This window comes from Amycolatopsis sp. WAC 01375 (assembly GCF_003947325.1).
Classification (GTDB): Bacteria; Actinomycetota; Actinomycetes; order Mycobacteriales; family Pseudonocardiaceae; genus Amycolatopsis.
Genome location: NZ_QHHW01000054.1, coordinates 336,570 through 359,718, shown reverse-complemented (window position 1 = coordinate 359,718; position 23,149 = coordinate 336,570). Strand labels below are relative to the sequence as shown.

At 69.4% G+C, this 23,149-nt stretch carries 22 protein-coding genes; 12 read left to right on the top strand and 10 right to left on the bottom strand.

Features of this window, described 5'->3' with window-relative positions; all coding sequences use genetic code 11:
* Position 1 precedes the first annotated feature (1 nt).
* The 4 genes from sucD to DL991_RS36710 all read right to left on the bottom strand — a co-directional run bounded on the left by sucD (position 2) and on the right by DL991_RS36710 (position 4,393).
* Positions 2-889 carry a succinate--CoA ligase subunit alpha gene (gene sucD, locus DL991_RS36725; protein ID WP_125788903.1) on the bottom strand — a complete coding sequence of 296 codons (888 nt, stop codon included), beginning with the start codon at positions 887-889 and terminating at the stop codon, positions 2-4.
* 1 nt (position 890) lies between these two features.
* Complete coding sequence (gene sucC, locus DL991_RS36720; protein ID WP_125788902.1) at positions 891-2,060, bottom strand: ADP-forming succinate--CoA ligase subunit beta; 1,170 nt, start codon at positions 2,058-2,060, stop codon at positions 891-893.
* 117 nt (positions 2,061-2,177) lie between these two features.
* Positions 2,178-2,537, bottom strand: a complete 360-nt coding sequence (locus DL991_RS36715; RefSeq protein WP_125788901.1) for a hypothetical protein — start codon at positions 2,535-2,537, stop codon at positions 2,178-2,180.
* Complete coding sequence (locus DL991_RS36710; RefSeq protein WP_125788900.1) at positions 2,534-4,393, bottom strand: hypothetical protein; 1,860 nt, start codon at positions 4,391-4,393, stop codon at positions 2,534-2,536. Before DL991_RS36710 ends, DL991_RS36715 begins: the two co-directional genes overlap by 4 nt.
* Before the next feature lie 632 nt (positions 4,394-5,025).
* Here DL991_RS36710 and DL991_RS36705 point away from each other — a divergent pair.
* Complete coding sequence (locus DL991_RS36705; protein ID WP_125788899.1) at positions 5,026-5,712, top strand: M23 family metallopeptidase; 687 nt, start codon at positions 5,026-5,028, stop codon at positions 5,710-5,712.
* Between the two features lie 692 nt (positions 5,713-6,404).
* On the opposite strand, the gene pcrA is transcribed toward DL991_RS36705, so the two are convergent.
* The gene (gene pcrA, locus DL991_RS36700; RefSeq protein WP_125788898.1) at positions 6,405-8,822 is read right to left on the bottom strand and encodes a DNA helicase PcrA; all 2,418 of its coding nucleotides are present in this window, start codon (positions 8,820-8,822) and stop codon (positions 6,405-6,407) included.
* A gap of 90 nt (positions 8,823-8,912) precedes the next feature.
* On the opposite strand from pcrA, the gene DL991_RS36695 reads away from it, so the two are divergent.
* From DL991_RS36695 to DL991_RS36665, 7 genes are all read left to right on the top strand, one after another.
* The gene (locus tag DL991_RS36695; protein ID WP_125788897.1) at positions 8,913-9,332 is read left to right on the top strand and encodes a DUF1707 domain-containing protein; all 420 of its coding nucleotides are present in this window, start codon (positions 8,913-8,915) and stop codon (positions 9,330-9,332) included.
* Positions 9,333-9,499: 167 nt separating this feature from the next.
* On the top strand, positions 9,500-9,787 hold the full coding sequence (locus DL991_RS36690) for a chorismate mutase (RefSeq protein ID WP_125788896.1): 288 nt from the start codon (positions 9,500-9,502) through the stop codon (positions 9,785-9,787).
* Between the two features lie 307 nt (positions 9,788-10,094).
* Positions 10,095-10,400: a hypothetical protein gene (locus DL991_RS36685; RefSeq protein ID WP_125788895.1), complete on the top strand. Its 306-nt coding sequence runs from the start codon at positions 10,095-10,097 to the stop codon at positions 10,398-10,400.
* Between the two features lie 338 nt (positions 10,401-10,738).
* Positions 10,739-11,995, top strand: coding sequence for a hypothetical protein (locus DL991_RS36680; RefSeq protein WP_233599207.1), 1,257 nt, complete (start codon positions 10,739-10,741; stop codon positions 11,993-11,995).
* Between the two features lie 254 nt (positions 11,996-12,249).
* A complete protein-coding gene (locus tag DL991_RS36675; protein WP_125788894.1) occupies positions 12,250-13,095 on the top strand; it encodes a hypothetical protein in 846 nt (281 codons plus the stop codon).
* A gap of 219 nt (positions 13,096-13,314) precedes the next feature.
* Positions 13,315-14,931: a serine/threonine-protein kinase gene (locus DL991_RS36670; protein WP_125788893.1), complete on the top strand. Its 1,617-nt coding sequence runs from the start codon at positions 13,315-13,317 to the stop codon at positions 14,929-14,931.
* A 13-nt stretch (positions 14,932-14,944) separates the two neighbouring features.
* The gene (locus DL991_RS36665; protein ID WP_125788892.1) at positions 14,945-15,991 is read left to right on the top strand and encodes a serine/threonine-protein kinase; all 1,047 of its coding nucleotides are present in this window, start codon (positions 14,945-14,947) and stop codon (positions 15,989-15,991) included.
* Here DL991_RS36665 and DL991_RS36660 read toward each other — a convergent pair.
* Positions 15,988-16,656, bottom strand: coding sequence for an alpha/beta fold hydrolase (locus tag DL991_RS36660; RefSeq protein WP_125788891.1), 669 nt, complete (start codon positions 16,654-16,656; stop codon positions 15,988-15,990). The two genes, DL991_RS36665 and DL991_RS36660, sit on opposite strands and share 4 nt — an antisense overlap.
* Before the next feature lie 62 nt (positions 16,657-16,718).
* The gene (locus DL991_RS36655; RefSeq protein WP_125788890.1) at positions 16,719-17,651 is read right to left on the bottom strand and encodes a LysR family transcriptional regulator; all 933 of its coding nucleotides are present in this window, start codon (positions 17,649-17,651) and stop codon (positions 16,719-16,721) included.
* Between the two features lie 101 nt (positions 17,652-17,752).
* Between DL991_RS36655 and DL991_RS36650 the strand changes: the two genes are divergently transcribed.
* Together DL991_RS36650 and DL991_RS36645 are read left to right on the top strand one after the other, a co-directional pair.
* Entirely contained in the window at positions 17,753-18,691 is a 939-nt protein-coding gene (locus DL991_RS36650; RefSeq protein WP_125788889.1) for a DMT family transporter, read from the top strand.
* The gene (locus tag DL991_RS36645) at positions 18,688-19,032 is read left to right on the top strand and encodes a hypothetical protein (RefSeq protein ID WP_125788888.1); all 345 of its coding nucleotides are present in this window, start codon (positions 18,688-18,690) and stop codon (positions 19,030-19,032) included. Before DL991_RS36650 ends, DL991_RS36645 begins: the two co-directional genes overlap by 4 nt.
* Positions 19,033-19,038: 6 nt before the next feature.
* On the opposite strand, the gene DL991_RS36640 is transcribed toward DL991_RS36645, so the two are convergent.
* From DL991_RS36640 to DL991_RS36630, 3 genes are read right to left on the bottom strand one after another with little or no spacing between them, the layout of a single operon-like run.
* Positions 19,039-19,422, bottom strand: a complete 384-nt coding sequence (locus tag DL991_RS36640; RefSeq protein ID WP_125788887.1) for a DUF4345 domain-containing protein — start codon at positions 19,420-19,422, stop codon at positions 19,039-19,041.
* Entirely contained in the window at positions 19,423-20,130 is a 708-nt protein-coding gene (locus DL991_RS36635; RefSeq protein WP_125680018.1) for a response regulator transcription factor, read from the bottom strand.
* Between the two features lie 7 nt (positions 20,131-20,137).
* On the bottom strand, positions 20,138-21,493 hold the full coding sequence (locus tag DL991_RS36630; protein WP_125788886.1) for an ATP-binding protein: 1,356 nt from the start codon (positions 21,491-21,493) through the stop codon (positions 20,138-20,140).
* 110 nt (positions 21,494-21,603) lie between these two features.
* On the opposite strand from DL991_RS36630, the gene DL991_RS36625 reads away from it, so the two are divergent.
* Positions 21,604-22,875, top strand: a complete 1,272-nt coding sequence (locus DL991_RS36625; RefSeq protein ID WP_125788885.1) for a PspC domain-containing protein — start codon at positions 21,604-21,606, stop codon at positions 22,873-22,875.
* Positions 22,868-23,110 (top strand): hypothetical protein, encoded by a 243-nt coding sequence (locus DL991_RS36620; protein ID WP_125788884.1) that lies wholly within the window; start codon positions 22,868-22,870, stop codon positions 23,108-23,110. The genes DL991_RS36625 and DL991_RS36620 overlap by 8 nt, the downstream gene beginning before the upstream one ends.
* The last annotated feature ends 39 nt before the right edge of the window (positions 23,111-23,149 follow it).

The following is a 23,149-nucleotide window of genomic DNA, read 5'->3' as shown; positions in this document are numbered from 1 at the left end:
ATCAGAGGCTGTTGTACAGCTCGCGCGCCAGGACGGCGGTCTCGCTCGGGGTCTTCCCGACCTTGACACCGGCGGCCTCGAGGGCCTCCTTCTTGGCGGCGGCCGTGCCGGAGGAGCCGGAGACGATGGCGCCGGCGTGGCCCATGGTCTTGCCCTCGGGCGCGGTGAAGCCCGCGACGTAGCCGACGACCGGCTTCGTCACGTTGTCCTTGATGTAGGCCGCGGCACGCTCTTCGGCGTCGCCGCCGATCTCGCCGATCATCACGATGACCTTGGTCTCGGGGTCGGCCTCGAACGCCTCGAGGGCGTCGATGTGCGTCGTGCCGATGATCGGGTCGCCGCCGATGCCGACACCGGTCGAGAAACCGATGTCACGCAGCTCGTACATCATCTGGTAGGTCAGCGTGCCGGACTTCGACACGAGGCCGATCGGGCCGGCACCGGTGATGTCGGCCGGGATGATGCCCGCGTTCGACTTGCCGGGGCTGATCACGCCGGGGCAGTTCGGCCCGATGATGCGGGTCTTGTTGCCCGTCGCGACCGCGTGCGCCCAGAAGTAGGCCGAGTCGTGCACCGGGATGCCCTCGGTGATCACCACGGCGAGCGGGATCTCGGCGTCGATCGCCTCGATGACCGCGTCCTTGGCGAACTTCGGCGGCACGAAGATGACCGACACGTCGGCGCCGGTCTCCTTGATGGCCTCCTCGACCGTGCCGAACACGGTGAGGTCCTTGCCCTCGATGGAGACGGTCTGGCCGGCCTTGCGGGAGTTGACGCCACCCACGATGTTCGTGCCGGACTTCAGCATCTTGGTCGCGTGCTTCATGCCCTCGGAGCCGGTGAGCCCCTGGACGATGACCTTGCTGTTCTCGTTGATGAAGATCGACATCTCACGCACCTGCCGCGGCGAGCTCGGCGGCCTTGTCGGCCGCGTTGTCCATTGTGTCCACCACGGTGACCAGCGGGTGGTTCGCGTCGGCGAGGATCTGGCGACCCTCGACGACGTTGTTGCCGTCCAGCCGCACGACGAGCGGCTTGGTGGCCTCGTCACCCAGGATCTTCAGCGCTTCGACGATGCCGTTCGCGACCGCGTCGCAAGCGGTGATGCCACCGAAGACGTTGACGAAGACGCTCTTCACGTCGGTGTCGTTGAGGATGACGTCCAGACCGGCCGCCATGACCTCGGCCGACGCGCCGCCACCGATGTCGAGGAAGTTGGCGGGCTTGACGCCGCCGTGCTTCTCGCCCGCGTACGCCACGACGTCCAGCGTGGACATCACGAGGCCCGCGCCGTTGCCGATGATGCCGACCTCGCCGTCGAGCTTGACGTAGTTGAGGTCCTTCGCCTTGGCCTTGGCCTCGAGCGGGTTCTCCGCGTCCTTGTCGACCAGTGCCTCGTGGCCCGGCTGACGGAAGGAGGCGTTCTCGTCGAGGGTGACCTTGCCGTCGAGGGCGATGATCTTGTCCTGCGGGTCACGGACCAGCGGGTTGACCTCGACCAGCGTGGCGTCCTCGGAGACGAAGGTCTCCCAGAGCTTCACGACGACGTCGGCGGCTTCGTCGACGACCTTCTCCGGGAACTTGCCCGCGGTCAGGATCTCGACGGCCTTCGCCTTGTCGACACCGATGATCGCGTCGACCGGGATCTTCGCGAGCGCTTCGGGACGCTCGACGGCCAGCTGCTCGATCTCCACGCCGCCTTCGGCGGAAGCCATCGCGAGGAAGGTGCGGTTCGCACGGTCCAGCAGGAAGGAGAAGTAGTACTCCTCGGAAATGTCCGAGGCTTCGGCCACCAGCACGCGACGCGTGATGTGGCCCTTGATGTCCAGGCCGAGGATCGCCTCGGCCTTCTCGGCGGCCTCATCCGGCGTCTGGGCCAGCTTGACGCCGCCCGCCTTGCCGCGGCCGCCGGTCTTGACCTGGGCCTTGATGACGACCTGGTTGCCGATCTTCTCGGCGGTGGCCTTGGCTTCTTCGGGGGTATTTGCCACGGCACCCGGCAGAACCGGTACTCCGTGGGCGGCGAAGAGATCCCTCGCCTGGTATTCGTAGAGGTCCACTACTCCAGTCTCCTGACGACACGCCACTGTGGTGGTCCGTTTCCGGACCGCGCTGTCGGACCAGTCGAGGTTAGCGACCTGCGTAGAAGCAGGGCACTCCGCACCTGGTGAAGTCGGTCACCGTACGCGGTCAGACGGTGTTTCCACGGTGTGAGACCGCACACCGGAGACCCAGTTCGCCGCCTCTTCCAGGCTTTCGAAGGCGTTTTCGAACCCGCTCGGACCGTTACCGACCGCGAAGAGGAGAACGCCGGGAAGCGTTTCGGCGAGCCCTTCCGGTTCACTCTCGCCACGTAGGACGCCGAGGATGTCCGGATCCTCCTGTTCGACCGTCCGGACCACTTGTTCGACGGTGTCGAGACGCCCGGCGTAGACGACCTCCACTCCGTCGTCGCGCAGCGCCCTCCCGAGCGCGACCGCCGAACCGTCCGGAACGTCGAACTCGGCCAGCACGATCCGAAGGAGGCGGCGCGTCATCCGGTCCGCCGCGCACCCGCTACGGCCATCCCGGCCGCGACGAGGGAGACGAGGGCGCCGCCCAGTGCGAGCCAGAACCCGATCCCCGCCGACGAGCCGCCGTACTCCGAGCCGACGAGCGGCAGTTCCGCCGCGCGCAGCCCGAGTAGCAGCGCGGCACCGGCCAGGGCGGACGCCGCCGCGACCGGCCGCGAGCGCACGACGAGCGCGTACAGGCCGAGCAAGACCGCGAGCGCGCCGAGCAGGCCCCACGACGCCGCGCCGAAGTTCGACCACAGACCGGGGGCGGTGTAGCCGGGCGCGGTGAACACCGGGGTGCCGAACGCGGCGATCGCCAGGACCGCCGCCGCGACGACCGGGGTCAGCACGGTGCCGTTCGCCCGCGAACCGTCCAGCCCACTGTCGGTCGAGGCATCGACGGCATCGTCAGCGTCATCGGTGATATCGCGTTCCACGACGCCGGTGACCACCGCGGCGAGCGCGGCAACGGCCGCCAGCACGAGCGCGATGAACGTCCACGTGACGCCGGGGCCCGCCGAGAAGCCGACCTTGTCCGGCGACGGCACCGGGAGGTCGACCCCGAACAGCGCCGGGTCCACCGCCTTGTCCTCGGTCACGGACAAGGCCGCGCCGAGCACGGCCGCGCCCGCGAGAACCACCCCCGCCCACGTCGCCGCGACGACTCCCCTGGCGAACGCCGAGAGCCGCGGCACGAAGACGAACAGCGCGGGCACGGCGAGCACGACGGCGGCACCGAGCAGCAGCCAGCGCGCCGGCGTCTCGGGGACGGGCGTCGGACCGTTGGCCTTCAGGACCGGGGCCAGCGCACCCGCGACCGCCGCCGCGGCGGCGAGCAGCGCCAGGCCGCCGGTGGCCAGCCGCCACCAGAACAGTCCTGGCAGCCTTGCCTCGCCGGCGAGGTCACCGGTGACGGCATCGTCTGCTTCCGCGACGTCGAACCGGGTGAAGGCCAGCCCGACCAGCGCCAGACCCGCGACGGTCACCACCACCGAACCCGGCGCGACCGAGAGCCGGTCCACGACCAGCCCCGCGACCACCGCCGGGACCCCGACCGCGAGTGACGCCAGCCCGGCTCCGGCGAACCCGCCCTTGCCGACTCCCGCCGAAGGCGAACTCACGGCCACGAGCACGGTCAACGGAAGCATCGCCGCGATCAGCAGGTACCCGGCCATCGCGACCGTCGGACCCTCGAAGGCGTTCTTGGCCAGGAGATACGCGTTTCCCGAACCGAGGGGTGCGAGCAGCAGGCCGATCCCGCCCGCCACGCCGAGCACGGGCCCGAGCAGCCGCCAGCGGCGCCGTCCGTCGAGTTCACCCGCCAGTTCCGCCTCGTCACGTGCGGTCCCGGCGGCGAACGCCCCGGCGGCGAGGGTGAGCAGGTGGCCCACCACCAGCGGCCACAGCCCCGGCCCGGCCGGAGGCAGCGCGAGCAGCCTGTCGGCGAGGAACAGTTCCGGACGTGCGGCGAGGGACCCGTCCGCGAGCAGCTGCAGGTCCAGCAGCAGCCGCCCGGGCGCGAGCGCGGTGAGCCCGAGCACCAGCCCGGCCGTGAGCCCGGCGCGCCCGGTGAACAGGGCGTAGAGCACGGCCACCGCGGGCGCCAAGGCCAGCACGACCAGCAGCGGACCGGCGGTGAAACCAGGCGAACCACCCTGGATGACGGGCAACAGTGCGCCGGCGGCCAGCGCGACCGCACCGGCCGACACCAGCCCCGCCGACAGCAGGAGCGCTCGCGGGCGGGAGCCCGGTTCGCTCCGGAGAAGTTCGGCGGACGCGGTACCGGGGACGGCTTGCCCGGCGGAGTCGCCGCCAGGGTGCCGTGAGCGCGAAGTCATCGACGGCGACGCTAGCAAGCCCGGGTCGGCCGGGCCCGGCAGCAGGGGCGCCGCAGGTCTCACCGGCGTTCGACCAGACCACTGAAGACAAGCTGATGACGAGCTGGAGAGAGGCGCAGGCGAGGCGTGGAAGCGGCCTACTCCGGGTAAACCTCCTTCAACACCGTCGGGCAACCGCTTATTTCCCTCGTTTGCCCCCTTTCCGGCCCTTCGGTACCCCCGAACGGCCCCATGATCTTGTAACGCAAGTCACACGGTTGTGAGTAAACCTGGTTTAACTTTGGGTAATCCTCACTGGACAACGGCCACATCGCCGTCGCCCGATCGGCCGAGAGCGCCGTCAGATCTTGCTGTCCGGGGTGCCGCTTCGTTACTGTCCCGGGGTCCCCATTACAGTCAGATCACGAATGAGAGCACCGAACGAACCACCCCCGAGGTCGTTCACCGGGTTCCCCCGCCCGGGCTCTTGATCCGACTCCCCGAACATGGAAGGCCCCGTCTTGGCTTCACACCGCTCCCCCGGCGGCCAAGCTCCTTCCCCGGCGCTCGAGAACGCACTCGATGGTGCGGTCGTTCGCGTCCGGGGCTCGCACCGCCTGTCGCCCCCGTCCTCGGCCCTTCGCGGTCGTGTCGTGGTCGCAGCCGTCGCTGCCGGCGCCTTCGCGGCCGCCGCTGCCGGGCAGACCCTGAAGTCCGTTTCGGAATCCTCCGACGCCGCCGTCACCCCCCTGGCCAGCACCCAGGACGCGAGCGCCTCGTTCGCTCTCGGCGGTGGAGCCGGTGGTGGCGCCCCCGAACTGCTGCCGACGAGCCAGTCGACGAACGCCTCCGCCGAAGCCCAGAAGCTTTCGGAGAACAACAGCATCACCCAGGCCCGCGTCAAGCGTGAGGCCGAAGCGGCCCGCAAGGCAGAAGAAGAGGCCAAGCGGCCCAAGACCTGCATGCCGACCAAGGGCTCCTTCACCTCGGGCTTCGGCGCCCGGTGGGGTACGAGCCACCTCGGCATCGACCTCGCGGCCCCGATCGGCACGCCGATCGTCGCGGCTTCCGACGGCACGGTCATCGAGGCCGGCCCCGCCAGCGGTTTCGGTCTCTGGGTCAAGGTCCAGCTCGCCGACGGCACCGTCCACGTCTACGGCCACATGAACTCGTTCTCCGTCCGCGAAGGCCAGAAGGTCAAGTGCGGCGAGGAGATCGCCGAGGTCGGCAACCGTGGCCAGAGCACCGGCCCGCACCTGCACTTCGAGGTGTGGCAGAACGGCACGAAGAAGATCGACCCGCGCCCGTGGCTCGCCGCCCGTGGCGTGAGCGTCGGCTGACCGGAATTCCTTCCCCTTCACCACACCGGTGACACCGCCCGCGGCAAGGGCGCGCCGGGCAACGACGCTCTGGCGCGCCTTCAGGGCCTCCGCTTCCCCCTTCGAGGACACCGGTTTCAAGGACACCGACCTCGAGGACACCGGGAAGCGTCGCAGGCCATCCGGCCCGGAGCATGTGTGGTCTTTCGGGCTCTCAAAGCCCTCAAGCGACGCCGTCGGGCAGCTTTCGGACGAAGTACCCCACAGCGATCTGCCATACCGTGCAGAGACCGGCCGGGCGCCGTGCGAGCGGCCGCCATCCGGCGAAAAGTCCCCGGGAAAGAGTTCGGTACCCGGCTGGCCGCGGCCCGAACAGCCATCGCCGCGCGTGCCCGCATACGACACACCGTCCGGCCCCGTCCGGTTCGTGCGTCCGCAGTAACGCGCGCCAGGCCGCGACCAGCCTGAGTACTTCCGGCGGTTCCGGACCCCGATCCGTCCCCGCCCCTTCTTCAACACCCCGCAAGTACTCGAGTACCCCACTCGAGAGAACCCCAAACAAGACCCCGTCCACACCGTGCGCCCCCTCCTCCTGAACGGGGCACACCGGCACTTCCAGCCTACCCCAGCGCATCGAACTCGTGTTCGATGGCACAGGTATACGGGAGGGGTCCGACAGTTTTCGTACGCGGTGAAGAAACCGCAGGTCAGAGCTAGAGTTTGACCATCGGGACACTGCCGATGAGCATCAGCCGGACCTTGCCCGCGGCGCCGAAGTCGATCGTCGCCGTGGCACGCGGGCCCACGCCGTCGCAGGCGATGACGGTCCCCAGCCCGTACTTGTCGTGACTGACCCGGTCGCCGATGTCGAGTTTGAGCGCGACGGTTTCCTTCCAGCCCTTGCCGAACGGACTCGTGCCCGTCGACCTCGACGGCGAGGCGCCACCGCCACCGCGGCTGCCCCAGGTCGTCGCGGCGCGCGGCGAACCACCCGACGAACCGAAACCACCGGAGGACGAGGAAGGCGCGAGCCTGCGCCAATCGACCAGCTCGGCGGGGAGCTCATCGAGGAACCGCGAAGCCGGGTTCATCTGCGGCTGGCCCCACGCGGAGCGCACCATCGAACGGGAGACGTAAAGCCTCTTCCTCGCCCGCGTGATCGCGACGTAGGCGAGCCGGCGCTCCTCGGCCAGTTCCGTCGGGTCACCGAGCGCACGCATATGCGGGAAGATTCCGTCTTCCCAGCCCGTGCCGAAGACGACCGGGTATTCGAGACCCTTCGCGGTGTGCACGGTCATCAGCGTGACCACGCCCGCGTCGTGCCCGTCACCGTCATCGCCACCGTCGGCCGCGGGGATCGAATCCGCGTCGGCCACCAGCGAAACGCGCTCCAGGAACGCGGGCAGCGAGCCCGGCTCCGGCACTCCGGGGTCCACGGCCTCGATTTCGGGGAGTTCACCATCCGGACCGGCGACCTCGGCGGTGAACTCGGTGAATTCCCGCGCCACGGTGACCAGTTCCGTCAGGTTCTCCACCCGCGACGCGTCCTGCGGGTCGTCGGACTCCTCGAGTTCCGCGCGGTAGCCCGTGCGTTCCAGGACCGCTTCGAGGATGTCGGCGACTTCGGCGCCGCTCTCGACGACCTCGCCGAGTTCGTCCATCAACTCGACGAAACCGGTGATCGCCTTGGCGGAGCGCGCGTTCAGCAGCGGCACCTCGCCGTTGACGGCGCCGCGCAGCGCCTGCGCGAACGAGATGCGCTCGCGCTCGGCATACGTCGCGATGACCGCTTCGGCGCGGTCGCCGATGCCGCGTTTGGGAACGTTGAGGATCCGGCGCAGGCTGACCGTGTCCTCCGGGTTCGCCAGCACCCGCAGGTACGCGAGCATGTCGCGGACTTCGCGCCGTTCGTAGAACCGCACGCCGCCGACGACCTTGTACGGCAGGCCGAGGCGGATGAAGATCTCTTCGAAGACACGCGACTGGTTGTTGGTGCGATAGAAGACCGCGACGTCGGAGTAGTCCGCTTCGCCCTTGTCCGCCAGCGCGTCGATCTCGCCCGCGACGAACGCCGCTTCGTCGTGCTCGTTGTCCGCGACGTAGCCGACGATCTTCTCGCCGTCACCGGAATCGGTCCACAGCCGCTTCGCGCGCCTGTTCGGGTTTCGCGCGATGACCGCGTTCGCCGCGTTCAGGATCGTCTGGGTCGAGCGGTAGTTCTGCTCCAGCAACACCGTCCGCGCGTTCGGGAAGTCGCGTTCGAATTCCTCGATGTTGCGGATGGTCGCCCCGCGGAAGGCGTAGATCGACTGGTCCGCGTCACCCACGACGCACAGTTCGGCGGGCTCGATCCCGGCCTCGTTCGCCTCGGTGCCGACCAGTTCGCGGATCAGCGTGTACTGCGCGTGGTTCGTGTCCTGGTACTCGTCGACCAGCACGTGCCGGAACCGCCGCCGGTAGTACTCGGCGACGTCCGGATACGTCTGCAGGAGTTCGACCGTCCGCATGATGAGGTCGTCGAAGTCGAAGGCGTTGGCCTGGTTCAGCCGCCGCTGGTACTCGACGTAGACCTCGGCGACGCGGCGTTCGAGATCGTTGCCCGCGTCGGCGACCGCCGTCTCCGGAACGATCAGCTCGTTCTTGAGGTTCGAGATGTGCACGGCCAGCGTGCGCGCCGCGTACCGCTTCGGGTCGATGTCGAGATCGCGGGCGACAAGGGTGATGAGCCGCTTCGTGTCGTCCGAGTCGTAGATCGAGAAACTCGACGACATCTCCAGCGTTTTGGCCTCACGCCGCAGGATCCGCACGCACATGGAGTGGAACGTCGACACCCACATGGCGTTCGCGCGGCGGCCGACGAGGTCGCTCACCCGCTCCCGCATCTCCGCGGCCGCCTTGTTGGTGAACGTGATCGCCATGACCTGGCCGGGGTGCACGTCCCGTTCGGCCAGCAGGTACGCGATCCGGCGGGTCAGCACCCGGGTCTTGCCGGAACCCGCGCCCGCGACGACCAGCAGCGGCGAGCCCGCGTGGGTCACGGCTTCGCGCTGTGCCGGGTTCAGGTCGTCGAGCAGGTCCGCGTGCCGGGGCTTGGCCGGACCGTCCGCTGGGAGATCGAAGAGGGTGTTCATCGCCGGTCCACGCTACAGCGCCGGGCGTAGGCGGTGTTGCCGCCTGCCGTCCGACGCGCGGACGGTGTTCGCGGCGGAGGATCGGATGCCATGGACACCAACGGAATCCCCTCCCGGCTCAGGGCCGCCGACACCGACCGGGAGCGGGTCGTCTCGCTCATCCAGGCCGCCGGCGGCGAAGGCCGTCTCACCCTCGAAGAAGTAGAAGAGCGGCTCGGCACTGTGTATTCCACCAAGTACACAGACGAACTCTCCGCGCTCACGGCCGATCTGCCGAAACCCGTGCCGAAGCGGCGCCCTGTCGTCTTCGGACATCCGGCGGTGCGGGCCCACCTCGCGGTCGCCGTCGTGCTTTCGGTGCTGCTGATCGTCCGCTGGACGGCTTCGGGGGTGCCGTTCTTCTGGCCGGCGATGCCGATGTTCTGGCTGGCCATGAGCGTGCTCGTGCACGCCCGCGTCCGCGGGGCGCGCCGCCGCTTCGAGCGGGAGGACGGTTTCGCTGTGGCATAATGATCGGCATGCGGCACGTGACGCGATTTTTTTACGGGACCCGGACTCCGGCTCCCGTGATCGCATAGTGCCGAAATGCCATCACCCGAAGCCCCGGAGTCCACGGACCCCGGGGCTTTACGCTGTTCCGGGGGCCAGCAGGGAATCCGGACCGAAGAAAGGTCCCGATGAACACCACACAGAAGCCGGACGCCGAAGAACCCATCGCCACGGCCGAAGAGATCGGTGAGCTCCGCAAGGAGATCGACTGGCTCGACGGCGAGATCCTGCGGCTGGTCAAACGCCGCGTCGAAGTCTCCAAGACGATCGGTGCGGCCAGGATGGCCGCGGGCGGCACCAGGATCGTCTACAACCGTGAGATGGACGTCCTGGCGCGCTACCGGGAACTCGGGCCGGAGGGACGGCAGCTGGCGATGGCGCTGCTGAATCTGGGCCGGGGCAGGCTGGGGCGCTGAAGAGGACTTTCCCCACGTCTCACGTGGCGAAAGCACCCTTCGCGGCATGGCACGCGGCGAAGGCGTCCTTCGCCGGGGCAGACGGTGGGACGGGCCGTGACGCCCTGCGAGAGTGTCGGCCACGCGTGACTGGACGGACGCCAGGCGTGACTGGATGGACGGCACGCGTGACTGGACGGACGACTCGGCGCGGAACCCGGCCGGTGAGTGATGCGGACGTCGGCCTCACGTCACGATCTCGTGCCGTGAGGCGAAACTCAGGGTGTTCCCCGAGCCACGACGACGCGGGACAGGGCAAACTGGACACATGATTAACCTCATCGCCGTGATCATCGCGATCGCCGGTGTCCTGGCGACATTGGGCCATCTCGGTTACCTAGCCATGCTGAACAACGCGGCGGGTAAGCGCGCGGGCGGCACGCCCATCGCCCAGTACGTCAAGACACGCTGGCCGATCGCAGCGGGTACCACCGCGGCCTCGCTTTTCGCCTGGTTGCTCACCAGTGGGGGAACGACGCTCGACATCATCGCCATTTTGCTTGCAGCGGGTAGCGGGATCACCGCCACCAAAGCCCTGCAATCGACCCAGCAGAAGTACCGCAGCGGCAACTGAGCGGCTCCACCAGCACTGATAGCACTGCGTAACGTCACCGAGGCCCGTTCGGCCGCGCCCGACCGAGTGAAACATCTGCAACTTGCAGAGTGGGTGAAGACTTGCGCGTGTCGAACTTTTAGTGTGGATCCCGTGAGGACCCTTGCGTCTGGGTCGGGCGATGCCCGTATGACGCGCGGGGGCGATGGCCCCGCGCGTCCACAGTCGCATGCGCGTGCATTTGCTCACGAGAGTGCCCGGGAGTCTGCAAGCGAGGGATCCCGTGAAAGCGCTGCTCCGTTCGGCTTAACCGGTGTCACATCGCCGTCAGGGACGGCCCGCGAGGGGGTCGCTCGGACATGAACGGCTGGGCGGAACACCAAGGACGGGACGGCGCCACGCACGCGGGCCGCCACCGGGCGGGCGGTACCGAGAGCTGGACCCCACCCGTGCCGCCGAGGCGGCAGCGCCCTACCGGGCACGGGCATCACGCACAGCGTGAGTTCGCCCCGCCCTCCACCGGTTCCCTGCCGCTGCCGCCACCGCGGAACAGGAGGGCGCCGAGCCCCGGCTACGCCCCATCGAGCGGCCGTCTGCCGCTCCCCCAGCCCGCTCGCGAGGTCCACGTAGAACACCCGGCACGCCCGGCCCGCGTCGAGGTCTCGTTCACCGAACCGGTCCGGCCCTCCGCCGAGGAACGGCGCGCGAAGGCCGCCCAGCGCACGAAGGTGACGCTGACCGCCCCCGCTCCCCGCCGGCCCGAGCCGGTGGAGATCGACGATCACGACGGTGACACCGATGACGTCCGCGTCTACCTCGCCCCACCTGTCGACGGCCTCAGCACCTTCGACCTCGGCTCGGTGCCCGCCTCGGTGACCCCGCCCAAGACCTGGCGCAAGGCCGCCTGGTTCGCGGCGGCGGCGTCCGCGCTGGTCGTCGTCGGCCTGCTCTTCGCCGGTTCGTTCCTGGTCGGCAAACCTCTCCCGGAACAGCAGAGCCAAGGCGGCTGGCCCGGATACCGCGGTGGCAGCCCGCTGACGCAGGAAGGCCTCGCCGGCAATCCGGCCACGCCGCCGCAGGGCGGTGCGGCGGGCAACCCGTCCAGCTCCGAGTCCGACTCCTCCACCAGGGACGACCGCAGTTCCGCCAACTCCGGTACCTCGTCGGACAACGACGGCTCCGGCAGCAGCGAATCCCAGCCGGATTCGGGCGGGCCGGTCACGTCCGGGCGGCCCGCGCCGTCGTCGAGCGACCGGCCGCAGAAGCCGCCGGTCATGCCCGCGGACCGCACCACCACAACGTCTCCCTGGTACGCGTCACAACCGGACGCGGAGACGATGGGCGACAACACCGAAATCTTCCTCAACAACGTCACCACCGATCCCAATGAGGCCTCTTCGGTGACGTCCGGCAGCCTGAGTGAAGAAGGCGCGCAGGGTCTTCGTGAGCGCTACGCGGACGTCGCCTACTTCGAGGTGAAGAAGGTCAGCATCGACCAGCGCCGCGGCGTCACGGTCAACACCGTCGAGGTCACCCACAAAGACGGAACGAAGACCATGGAGCAGCGCACACTGACCTTCGGTGACGACGACAAGATCGTCGACGACGGCATGTAGCCGTCCGCGCACGTGCAGGTGTCTGTTCCCCTGCACGTGCGGTGCGTTGAGCGGTCGTCCCTGGTCCGGGTGGGTGACCTAAGCTGCCGTTCGTCGTATGGCGACGGCATTCCGGCGATAGAGCCTGGCCGCGAACCGTCCGCACAGGGTTACCTGACGACTGCAGGGTCCGCACCGTTCAGAAGACGGCCGCGCGGACCAGAGGCGTCGGCCGAACGGCCCAGCGCCTGCCCCGGACCAGAGCGAGGAATTTCGTGCTTGATCGACAGCGCATACGGCGTGAGGACGCCGTACGTGTCGAGGACGTCATCCCGGAAGAGATCCTGAACGACACCCGTGTGGACCGCGAGTTCCTCGAGCAGGTCTTCCGCGAGCCGCAGAAGTTCGTTCCCGCCCGCACCCGTGAAGAGCCGTCGCCGCGGCCCGAGCCCGAAGAGGACGAGCCGGAAAGCCGCGCCGCCCGGCGGGCCAAGCTGGCCGGGCTGGTGGCCGCCGGACTGCTGGTCGCGGGCGCCGTCGTCACCGCGGGCGTGCTCGCGGGCGCCCAGCCTCAAGGCACGGCGCCCGGCGCCGCCGCACCCGAGGTGGTGAGCGGGGCCGCCGCGCTCGGCGGGCTCGCCGTGCCGGACTCCACGGAGCCGCAGCGGAAGCAGGAGACGCCGACGTCCGCGGGCACCAGCACGACGCCGCAGCCGTCTTCGGGTACCGCCTCGGGCTCGCTCACGCAACAGGGTTCGACGTCCAGCAGCGCCAGTTCGCAGCCGGTCTCCAAACCGGCCGCGGTCACCACGTCCGAGGGCAAGCTCGACGCGGTCCGGAAGTTCTACCAGACCGTCGACGCCGATCCCTACGGTGCGATGTCGCTGCTCACGCCGGTATTGGCCGAGTCCGAAATGGGCAGGCTGGTCGAGGCGTGGAGCGCCATGGACGCCATCCAGATCCAGGATCTCCGTGAGCAGGCCGACGGCACCATCCTCGCCGTGGTGACCATGCGCAACGCGGACGGCGGCATGGTTCGGGTCACGCAGGTGCTGGAATTCGCCGACGAAACGACCGGTCTGATCACCGACGCGCGGCTGCTGTCCGCGCAGCACATGTGACGGACACCCCGCGTGTAACGGCTCTCCACCCAGTGCGATCAGAGTGTGCCGCGTGTGTGTGCGCAGAGTGAGCGCCTAGCCTTGTCACGAGTCGGTCTCGGAAAAGCCGGCACACAGACCACTACATGTGCATACGCTCCAACGCTGTGGCGTGCTGAAGGCCGCACCGCGTGCGCGGACGACTCCGCGACGTGAAGACGGAGCCCAAAGGGAGGTCGCGTGAGCGACGAGGGTCGCCTGGTCGCCGGTCGATATCGCATCGCCGGGCGGATCGGCACGGGCGCTATGGGGGCCGTGTGGCAAGCGCACGACGAGGTACTCGGCCGCACGGTGGCGATCAAGCAGTTGCTGCTGCAACCCGGTCTTGAGGCTCACGACGCCGAAGACGCCCGCCAGCGGACGATGCGCGAAGGGCGGATCGCCGCCAGGCTGCACCACCCGAACGCCATCTCGGTGTTCGACGTCGTCACCGACGACAACGGCCAGCCGTGCCTGATCATGGAGTACCTGAACTCCACCAGCCTCGCCCAGGTGCTGCAGGAGGAGCGGACGCTGCCGCCGACGGAGGTGGCCAGGATCGGCGCGCAGGTCGCGGCGGCGCTGACCGAGGCGCACGCGGTCGGCATCGTGCACCGGGACATCAAACCCGGCAACATCCTGCTGGCGCCCAACGGCACCGTGAAGATCACCGACTTCGGCATCTCGCGGGCCAAGGACGACGTCACGGTCACGAAGACCGGGATGATCGCCGGAACCCCCGCCTATCTGGCGCCCGAGGTGGCCATCGGCGGCGATCCCGGCCCGGAATCCGACGTCTTCTCTCTCGGCTCGACGCTCTACGCGGCCTGCGAAGGCCAGCCGCCGTTCGGCCTCAGCGAGAACACGCTGAGCCTGCTGCACGCGGTCGCGGCCGGCCAGATCATCCCGCCGCGTCAGTCCGGCCCGCTCGCCAGCGTGCTGGCCGTGCTGCTGCACCCGGAGGTGCGACACCGGCCCACCGCCGAAGAGTGCGAAGAACTCCTCGCCGCTGTCGCCCGGGGTGAAACGCCGCTGGGCGGTCCCGCGGACGAGACCGTGCTCTCCGCCCCGATCGCGGGGGCGCTCGCCGGCGCGGGCGCGACCCAGGCGCTCGACAGCGAAGCGGCCGGTCATTCGGGCTCGCTCCTCGACGAGCAGGCCGCGGCGGGTTCGTACTACGACGAAGACGACTACCACCAGCCGCCCGCGTCGGGTTACCCGGAAGACGACTACGACGGGTACGACAACTACGACGAGACGGCGTTGCTCGCCGAACGCGGCCACCCCGGCGGCGGCCCGGCGCCCACCCGCGCCGTCCCGATCCCCGCGAGCTACGACGACGATCCCTACGACGACGATTACGACGACCCGCCCCCGCCGCCGCCCACCCGCGCGCAGACCAGCCCGGTGGACGAGGACGACGAGAAGCCGGGCGCGTGGAAGAAACCCGCGATCATCGGCGGTGTCGTGGTGGTGGCGCTGGCCGCGCTAGGGTTCTGGCTGCTGAGCCCGAACAACCCGGAGACGCCCGCCCAGGTCGGGAACTCGTCGACGAAGCCGACTCCTTCGGCGACGTCATCGGCTCCCGAGACGACGGAAACGCCGACGGAGACGCAATCGGCCGAGCCGCCCAAGGAGACTCCGACCTCGTCGAAGAAGACGTCGAGCAAGGCGAGTCAGACTCAGGAACCGGATCCGCCGACGCCGACGAAGACGCCTTCGAAGACCCCGACGAAGACGTCTCCTACGACGACACCGACCACGCCGACTACGCCGACGACCCCGACCAGTCAGACGGGCGAGCCCGGCGGAGCATGATCCGAGGCTGCAATTGAGTTCTGAAGGTTCCATCGTCGGCGGCCGGTACCGCCTGGACCAGCCCATCGGGCGCGGCCGGGCGGGCATCGTGTGGCTGGCGTTCGACACACGTCTGCTGCGCACGGTCGCGATGAAGCGCATGTACCTGCCCGTCGGCCTGCCGCCGGACCGGGCGGAGCAGGCCAAGGCCGTCGTCATCCAAGAAGGCAAGGACGCGGCCAAGTTCGAGCACGCGACCGCCATCAAGGTGTACGACGTGCTGCCCGACGGGGCGGACGTGTGGCTGGTGATGGAGTACATCCCGTCCCGCGGGATGGCGACCTTCCTCGCCGAGCACGGCAGGCTGACCGCGGAACAGGCTGCCGGGCTGGGCATCGTGCTCGGCCGCGCGCTGGCCGCGATGCACGAGGCCGGGGTGGTGCACCGGACCGTCGAACCGGGCACGGTCCTGCTGGCCGACGACGGCGGCGTGAAGCTCACCGACATCGGCATCACCGGTGGCGGACCGAGCCCGGCGTACCGGGCGCCCGAGGTGGCGCGCGGCGAGCCGGCGACTTCGGCGTCCGACGTGTTCTCGCTGGGCGCGACGCTGTACACGGCCGTCGAGGGGGTGCCGCCGTTCGGTGAGGACGGTGAATCCTCGGAACGGCCACCCCAGACCGCGGGCCCGCTGGCAGGCGCGCTGCGCAAGATGCTGCGGGCCGAACCGGATTCGCGGCCGACGATGGCCGACACGGTCCGCTCGCTGAGCGCGATCACCGAGGGCAGGCAGACGGCGTTCATCCCGCCGACCGCGCCCGCCATGCCGACGGTTCCGGCCTCGATGCCGATGCCGATGAACCAGGCCCCGCAGCAGCAGCCAGTTCCGCAGTTCCCCCAACACCAGCCGCAGCAGTATCAGCCGCCGCAGCCGCAGTACACGCCGTCGGCGCAGCAGTACGCGCCCGCCGCACCGGCCGCGGCGAAGTCGCCCGACACCCGGAAGTGGCTGATCGTGGCGGGTGCCGTCGTGGCGGCGATCCTCATCGGTGTGCTGTTCGCGGAACTGTTCCTGATTTAAAGCCGCTCTCGGACCAGCGTCGCCAATTCCACCGGACGGCTGAGGTACGGGCTGTGACTCGCCCGCCAGGTCACCGTCGTTTCGCAGCGCGCAGCGCAGTGCGCCACCAGTTCCGGCGCGAGCGCCCGGTCTTCGGTGCAGGCGATGTACGTGGTCGGGGTGTCCTTCCACGCCGAGCCTTCCGGCGACTCGTCGAAGATCGTGACCGGTTCCGGGCGCAGCAACGCGGTGGCGCGCTCGACGACGGCATCCGTGCAGTCGGCGTACATGGCCTCGCGGACGGCCGCGAGGTCGAGATGGGTGAGGCCCGCGTCGTCGAAGGTCAAGGGCACCTGATCCGGTTCGCGGCCGGTTTCCTCCTTGATCCGCTCGATCCAGGACTGAGCGGTTTCCCCTGGCTCGCTGACGATCGCGGCCAGGAAGATCAGGTGTGAGACCCCCTGAAGCCCGCTCGCGGTGAGCCCGCCGAAGGAGTGCGCGAGCACCACCGGAGGCTCGGCCGCGCTGTCGACGAGTTCCTGGACGGTCCGGGTGGTTTCGGCGATCGGACGCCCGCCGAGGTCGGGGACGGTGACGTCGGCGCCTTCCCGGCGCAGGCGTTCGACGACGTCGTCGAAATGGGCGGGCTGGTGCCAAGAGCCGTGCAGGACGATCAGGGGACGCACCGGGATCCTTTCGCTGGCGGGTTCCCTGCCAGGTTGTCGACCGCCGGTGCGGCTGTTCAAGCTCAGCCGGTTTTCGTGCCCACTCGGCCAGTCCCGCTTACCTGTCCGGCCCCTTCGCGGATCGCGCTGAGGAACCGTCGCACCGCGGGGTGATCCCTGGCGTGCGCGGCCACGGCCGCGTGGATGGACCGGACCGGATCCGGACGACGGACCTTGCGGATGGCGACGCCGGGGTGCGGGGCGCCGAGGCCGAGCTCCGGGATCAGCGCGACGCCGAGCCCGGCGGCCACGAACCCTTGTGCCGTCTGGTAATCCTCGGATTCGACGACGTGGTTCGGGGCGAATCCCGCTGCGCCGCAGGCGTCGAGCAGGATGTCTCGGCAGGCGCCGGGGAGACCGTCGACGCCGACCCACGGATCCTCCGCGAGTTCGCCGAGATCGAGGACGCGTTTGCGGGCGAGCCGGTGGTTCTTCGGCAGGATCGCGCGGTACGGGTCGTCGAGGAGGTGGATGTACTCGACACCTTTGACCCGGGGGGTGCTGCTGGGGAGCACGATCATCGCGACGTCGGCCTTGCCCGACTCGATCTCGGGCATCGAATCGTCGGGCTCGACCAGTTTCAGGTCGAGACGGACACCCGGGAAGTCCCGGCGCAGCGCGGCGACGGCCAACGGCACCAGCGAGGCACCCGCCGTCGCGAAGTAGCGGATCGCGAGCCTGCCCGTGCGGCCTTCCTTGAGTTCGCTGAGCGCGGCTTCGGCCTTGGCGAGCTGCGTGCTCAGCGTTTCCGCGTGTTCGGACAGCAGCGAACCGGCGGGCGTCGGGCGCACGCCGCGGCCGACGCGCTCGAGCAGTTCGACCCCCGCTTCCCTTTCCAGGGTGGACAACTGCTGGCTGATCGCGGATGGTGTGTAGCCGAGGTTCCTGGCGGCGGCGGTGATCGAACCACTGCTGATCACAGCTCGGAGGACCTGCATGCGGCGGACGTCCAGCATGGCCCGATCTTACAGTTCTTCTTAAGCCTCCCTGCAGTTATTTTCGCTTGTCCTTACGCGTCGGCGCGGCGAAGCTGAGCCAGGCACTAAGGAGGACTGGGGTGGGCGAGACGAAGACCCTGCTGCGGATCGGCGCGCTGGCGCTCATGTGGGGATCGAGTTTCTTCTGGATCAAACTGGGGCTCGGCGCTTTCTCGCCGGTGCAGCTGGTGCTGGCGCGGGTGGCGCTCGGCGCGGCGGTGCTGATCGGGCTCTGCTACCTCGGCCGGGACCGGCTGCCGTCCGGGCGGCGGATCTGGGGACATCTGGCCGTCGCGGCGTTCTTCCACAACGCGCTGCCGTTCCTGCTGTTCGCGTGGGGTGAGCTGACCGTCGACTCCGGGATCACCGGGGTGCTGAACTCGACGACACCCCTGTGGGTGCTGCTGGCCGCGCCGATGATGGGCGCGCGGACGAAGATGACCGCACTGCGGGTCGCCGGGCTGGTCGTCGGCCTCACCGGCATCCTGCTGATCTTCGCGCCGTGGGAGGCCTCCGGCCTGGTCAGCTGGGGTGCGCTGGCTTGCCTCGCGGCGGCCGCGAGCTACGGGTTCGCGTTCGTCTACGAGGGCAAGTACCTCACCGGAACCGGCGACTCGCCGCTCGCGCTGGCAGGCGGGCAGATGCTGCTGGCGACCGGGTTCATGCTGCTCGCCATGCCGATGGGCGGTTTCGAACCGGTGCACCTGAGCACCGGCGCGATCGTCGCGGTCGTGATCCTGGGCATCGGGTCGACCGGGATCGCGTTCGCGCTGAACTACCAGCTCCTCGCGAGCGAGGGCGCCGTCGCGGCGTCGATCGTCGGATACCTGCTGCCGGTGGTGTCGGTGCTGCTGGGGGCCGTGTTCCTGGCCGAGCCGCTGAACTTCCGGGTGATCGCCGGGATGGTCGTCGTGCTGGGCGGGGTCGCGCTGACCCGGCTCCGGCCGAAGGAGCAAGGGACCTTTGCCAACACTCCGCAGGTCGAGCGCCCTCTCGCCGCCGATAAGGTCGCGCCATGACGGACACGACGACCCTGTGGCGCCCGACCGGGCCCGTCGAGCTCGACCTCGTCCGCGAGTCGGGCTGGCGCGAGTGGCCACCGCGACTGCCGGAGCAGCCGATCTTCTACCCGGTGCTGAACGAGGACTACGCGATCAAGATCGCCCGCGACTGGAACGTGCGATACGACGGCGCGGGCTTCGTGACGCGGTTCGAGGTCGAGACCTCGTTCGTCGAGCGGTACCCCGTCCAGCAGGCCGGCGGGAAGACCATCCTCGAGCTGTGGGTCCCGGCCGAGGACCTCGCCGAGTTCAACACGCACATCGTGGGGAAGATCGAAGTGACCCACGAATTCCACTGATCGCGTTTAGCCCGCTAAAGGCGACGCGACCGCGACGACGAGCAGGGCGGCCATGACCAGCTCCACCCAGAAATAGAGCCAGCTCGGGTAGAACCGCTCCGGTCGTTCCGCGAACCGCGCGACCAGCCGCCCGAAGGCCATCCCGACGAGTGCGACGGCCACCGCGATCGCGGCACCCCGCTGGATCCCGCCGACGTCGAAAGCCGCGAACCCGAGCAGCACCGCGACAGCCACACCGAAGCCGCCGTACACCGCGCGCACTTCGGTCCGCGCCGTCGCCGACTCCAGCGTGATGCCGAACGGCCGGATGAGCCGCCCCGGCGCGGCGAGCCCGAGCAGCCCCATGCCGAGGAAGAACACGGCCACCAGGCCGATGAGGACAGGCGCCACCTAGACGAGACGCCGGTCGGAAGCCCAGCGCGAAAGCTCGTACCGGTTCGAAAGCTGCGTCTTCCGCAGCACGCTCGACACGTGCGTCTCGACGGTCTTCACCGAGATGAACAGCTCCGACGCGATCTCCTTGTACGCGTACCCGCGCGCGAGCAGCCGCAGCACGTCGCGCTCCCGCGGCGTCAGCAGGTCGAGGTCCGGGTCGCTGATCGGCGCGGAACCCGGCCGGTCGGCGAAGGCGTCGAGCACGAAGCCCGCCAGCCGCGGCGAGAACACCGCGTCACCGTCCGAGACCCGCACGACGGCGCGCACGAGTTCCTTCGACGAGATCGTCTTCGTGACGTACCCCCGCGCCCCCGCGCGGATCACGGCGATCACGTCCTCCGCGGCGTCGGAGACCGACAGCGCGAGGAACACGACGTCCGGCAGTTCCGGCCGGATCCGGCGCAGGACTTCGGCGCCGCCACCGTCGGGCATGTGCACGTCGAGCAGGACGACCTGCGGCTTGGTCCGAGCGATGCCCGCGACCGCCTCGGCCACCGAGCCCGCCTCACCGACCACGCGGACGTCGTCGGTGATCGAATCCAGTTCGGTGCGCACTCCGGCGCGGAAGAGCGCGTGGTCGTCGACGAGGAAGACCTTGACCGGCTCCCGCGTTTGCTGGTTCTCCGTCACGATGCTCCCTCGCTCGCCCTGTCCCGTGAGCATAGCGACCTCACGCCGCGCCCTTCCCCGCCTTGACCGGCATCTCCAGCTGGACCTCGGTTCCTTCACCCGGTGCGGTACGAAGTTTGCACTTGCCCCCGTGCCGTTCCATCCGCCCCCGGATGGAATCGGCGAGACCGTGCCGATCGCTCGGCACGACATCGGGGTCGAACCCCTTGCCTCTGTCCCGCACGAAAACCGTCACCGCCGTCGGCTCGACCTCGGCGTACACACTGACCTCGTCGACGCCCGCGTGCTTGGCGGCGTTGACGATCGCTTCGCGCGCCGCCTGGACCAGCGCGGTCAGCGGCTCGTTCAGCGTTGCCTCCCCCACGACGACCTGCTGCACCGAGATCGCGAACGCGTCCTCGACCTCGCCGCACGCGGCAGCGAGTACTTCGGACAGCTGACCGCTGATGGCCTCTTCCTCGGTCTTCTTGTTCTTGCCGTACCCCGACGGCCCGTACAGCCAGCCGCGCAGCTCGCGTTCCTGACCGCGCGCGAGCCGGGCGACCTCACGCGGCGAATCCGCCTGCTTCTGGATCAGCGCGAGGGTCTGGAGGACCGAGTCGTGCAGATGCGCGGCGATCTCGGCGCGTTCGTCGGTGCGGATGCGGGCGGTGCGCTCGTCGGACAGATCGCGAACCAGGCGCAGCCAGAACGGGACGGTCAGCACGGCCACCCCGAACAGCGTCGCGATCACCGCGACCAGCGCGAACTTGACCTGGTCGATGCTGCCGCTCTGCAGGACGACGACGCCGATGCCCGCCATCACCAGCGCGACGCCGGCGACCACGCGGATCGCGGCCGACCAGCCCCCGCCGCCGAGGAACGCCGTGGCGACACCGCCCTTGGCGCCGAGGCGCCAGCGCCGTCGTTGCGACTCGTCGGCCTCCCGCCAGACGACGGCCGCGCCGATCATGGCGAGCGCCAGCGGAATGGCGACCCAGCCGCTGATGAAGCCGGTCAGCGTGCCGCTGGCGACGGCGAGGCCGACACCCAGCGCCATCAGGCCGAAAGCCTGCTGCTTGTCCTTCGGCGCGGATTTCTCCGGCTCGACCTCACCGGATTGCTGCTGGACGAAAACCCACAGCAGGCCGTACGCGAGAAGACCGACGCCGTTCAGCGCGGCGAGCAACGCGAACGCGGTCCGGACCCAGAGCACCTTGACGCCGAGGTGGTCGGCGAGACCGCCGGCGACACCCGCGATGGCGCGGCCGGAGCGGCGGCGGTACATCTTGGGCGGCTCGAACGGTGCCGGGGACAGGCTGCCGGCGACGGGCACCAGCGGGCGCTCGATGATCGTCGGCTTCACCTGTCCGGCGAGGTCGTTGGGGGCGGATTCCTGCACGTACTCCATGGTCACACGGAGTGGGGTACTGATCCATCGGGGAAACCCCTGACTCTTCCCGCTGGGGAAACCTCAGGGACGTTCCCGGATGTGGCGAGGGCCCGCCGGAGCGCATTCTTTGTGGCATGAGTGGGAGTGAGACACAGGTTCCGAAGCGCGGCCCCGCGGCCGGCTTCGAGGAGACCGTCAAGGATTTCTGGCGGAGCAGGCCGGTCCGCCCGGTGGCGGGCCGCAAGTTCGCCGGTGTGGCCGCCGGCATCGGCTACCGGTACGGCATCGACCCGACCGTGGTCCGTGTCGCGCTGGTCGCGGCGACCGTGTTCGGCGGTTTCGGCGTCTTCGTCTATCTGCTGGGCTGGCTGTTCCTGCCGCAGGAGGGCGACCCCGTTTCCGCGTTCGAGAGCCTGATCGGCCGGGGGCGCGCGTCGAGCTCGCCCGCGTTCGCGGTGATGCTGCTGCTCCTGCTTTTCCCCGGTCTCACCTGGACCTTGAGCGGCGGCTGGATGACCGACGGCACCGGCTTGATCGGCTTGGCGCTGATGGCCGTCGCGCTGTACCTGCTGCACCGCAACCGCGGTCAGTTCAACCGGCCGACGGTGCCCGCTCCGGCCTATCCGACGGCCGCGTTCTCGATGGCGTCGGCGTCGGCGGCTTCCACCTCGACGGCGACCGAAGGCGGCTGGGACCCGCTCGCGGCCGACCCGTCGGCTTGGGACCTGCCGAACGCTTCGCCGTCCGGTGGGCTGCCGCCGCAGACCCCTCCGCCGCCTCCCGCGCCGCCGGCGCCTCGCGGCCGGAAGTCGAAGATCGGCGCCGCGACCTTCGGGATCGCCGTGCTGGTCGGCGGGGTCGGCACCGTTCTGGGTCTGGACGGCGAGGCGTGGTTCACCCCGCAGCACGTCGTCGGGCTCACCCTTGGCGTGGTCGGTATCGGGCTGGTGGCCGGTGCGTTCGTCCGGGGCGGTCGCGGGCTGATCGGGCTGGCGGTGCCGCTGGCGATCGTCGGGATGGCGCTCACCACGGTCCCGTTCGAGAACTTCTCCGTGAAGGGCGGCGTCGGCGACCTGAAGGACACGCCGAGCCAGGTGTCCGAGGTGCTGCCTGAGTACCACCGTTCGGCGGGGAACATCGACATCGACCTGACCAAGCTGCCCGCTGGGGCTTCGGTGAGCACGACGGTCTCGAACGGAGCCGGTAACTCGACGGTGCTCGTGCCGATGGGTGCCGAAGTGAAGGTCTCCTGCGAGACGGGAGCGGGCGACATCGACTGCCTAGGCCAGTCGCGTTCGGGGGTCGGCGAGGAGGTCGTCGACTTCACGTCGCCGGGCACCAATGGACAGAAGATCACTGTGAAGGTCGAAACCGGGGTCGGGAACGTGGAGGTGCGTCGTGGCTGAGTACGACTACGACAACTACGACAGCACGCAGACTCAATCGTCGCAGCCCGCGAAGCGCGGGGTGGACGTCTTCACTCTGATCATCGGGATCGCGACGCTGCTGGTGTCGGGTTACGTCCTCTCGGACGGCGCCTCGTGGCTCCCGCAGTTCGACTTCCGGTGGGTCATGGCGGGTGGGGCGATCTTCGTCGGCGTCCTGCTTCTCGCCGCTTCGCTGCGCAAGAGCCGCCGCTAGCGGCCCCGCTCACGATCCACCCCACTCCGAAGGCCCCGG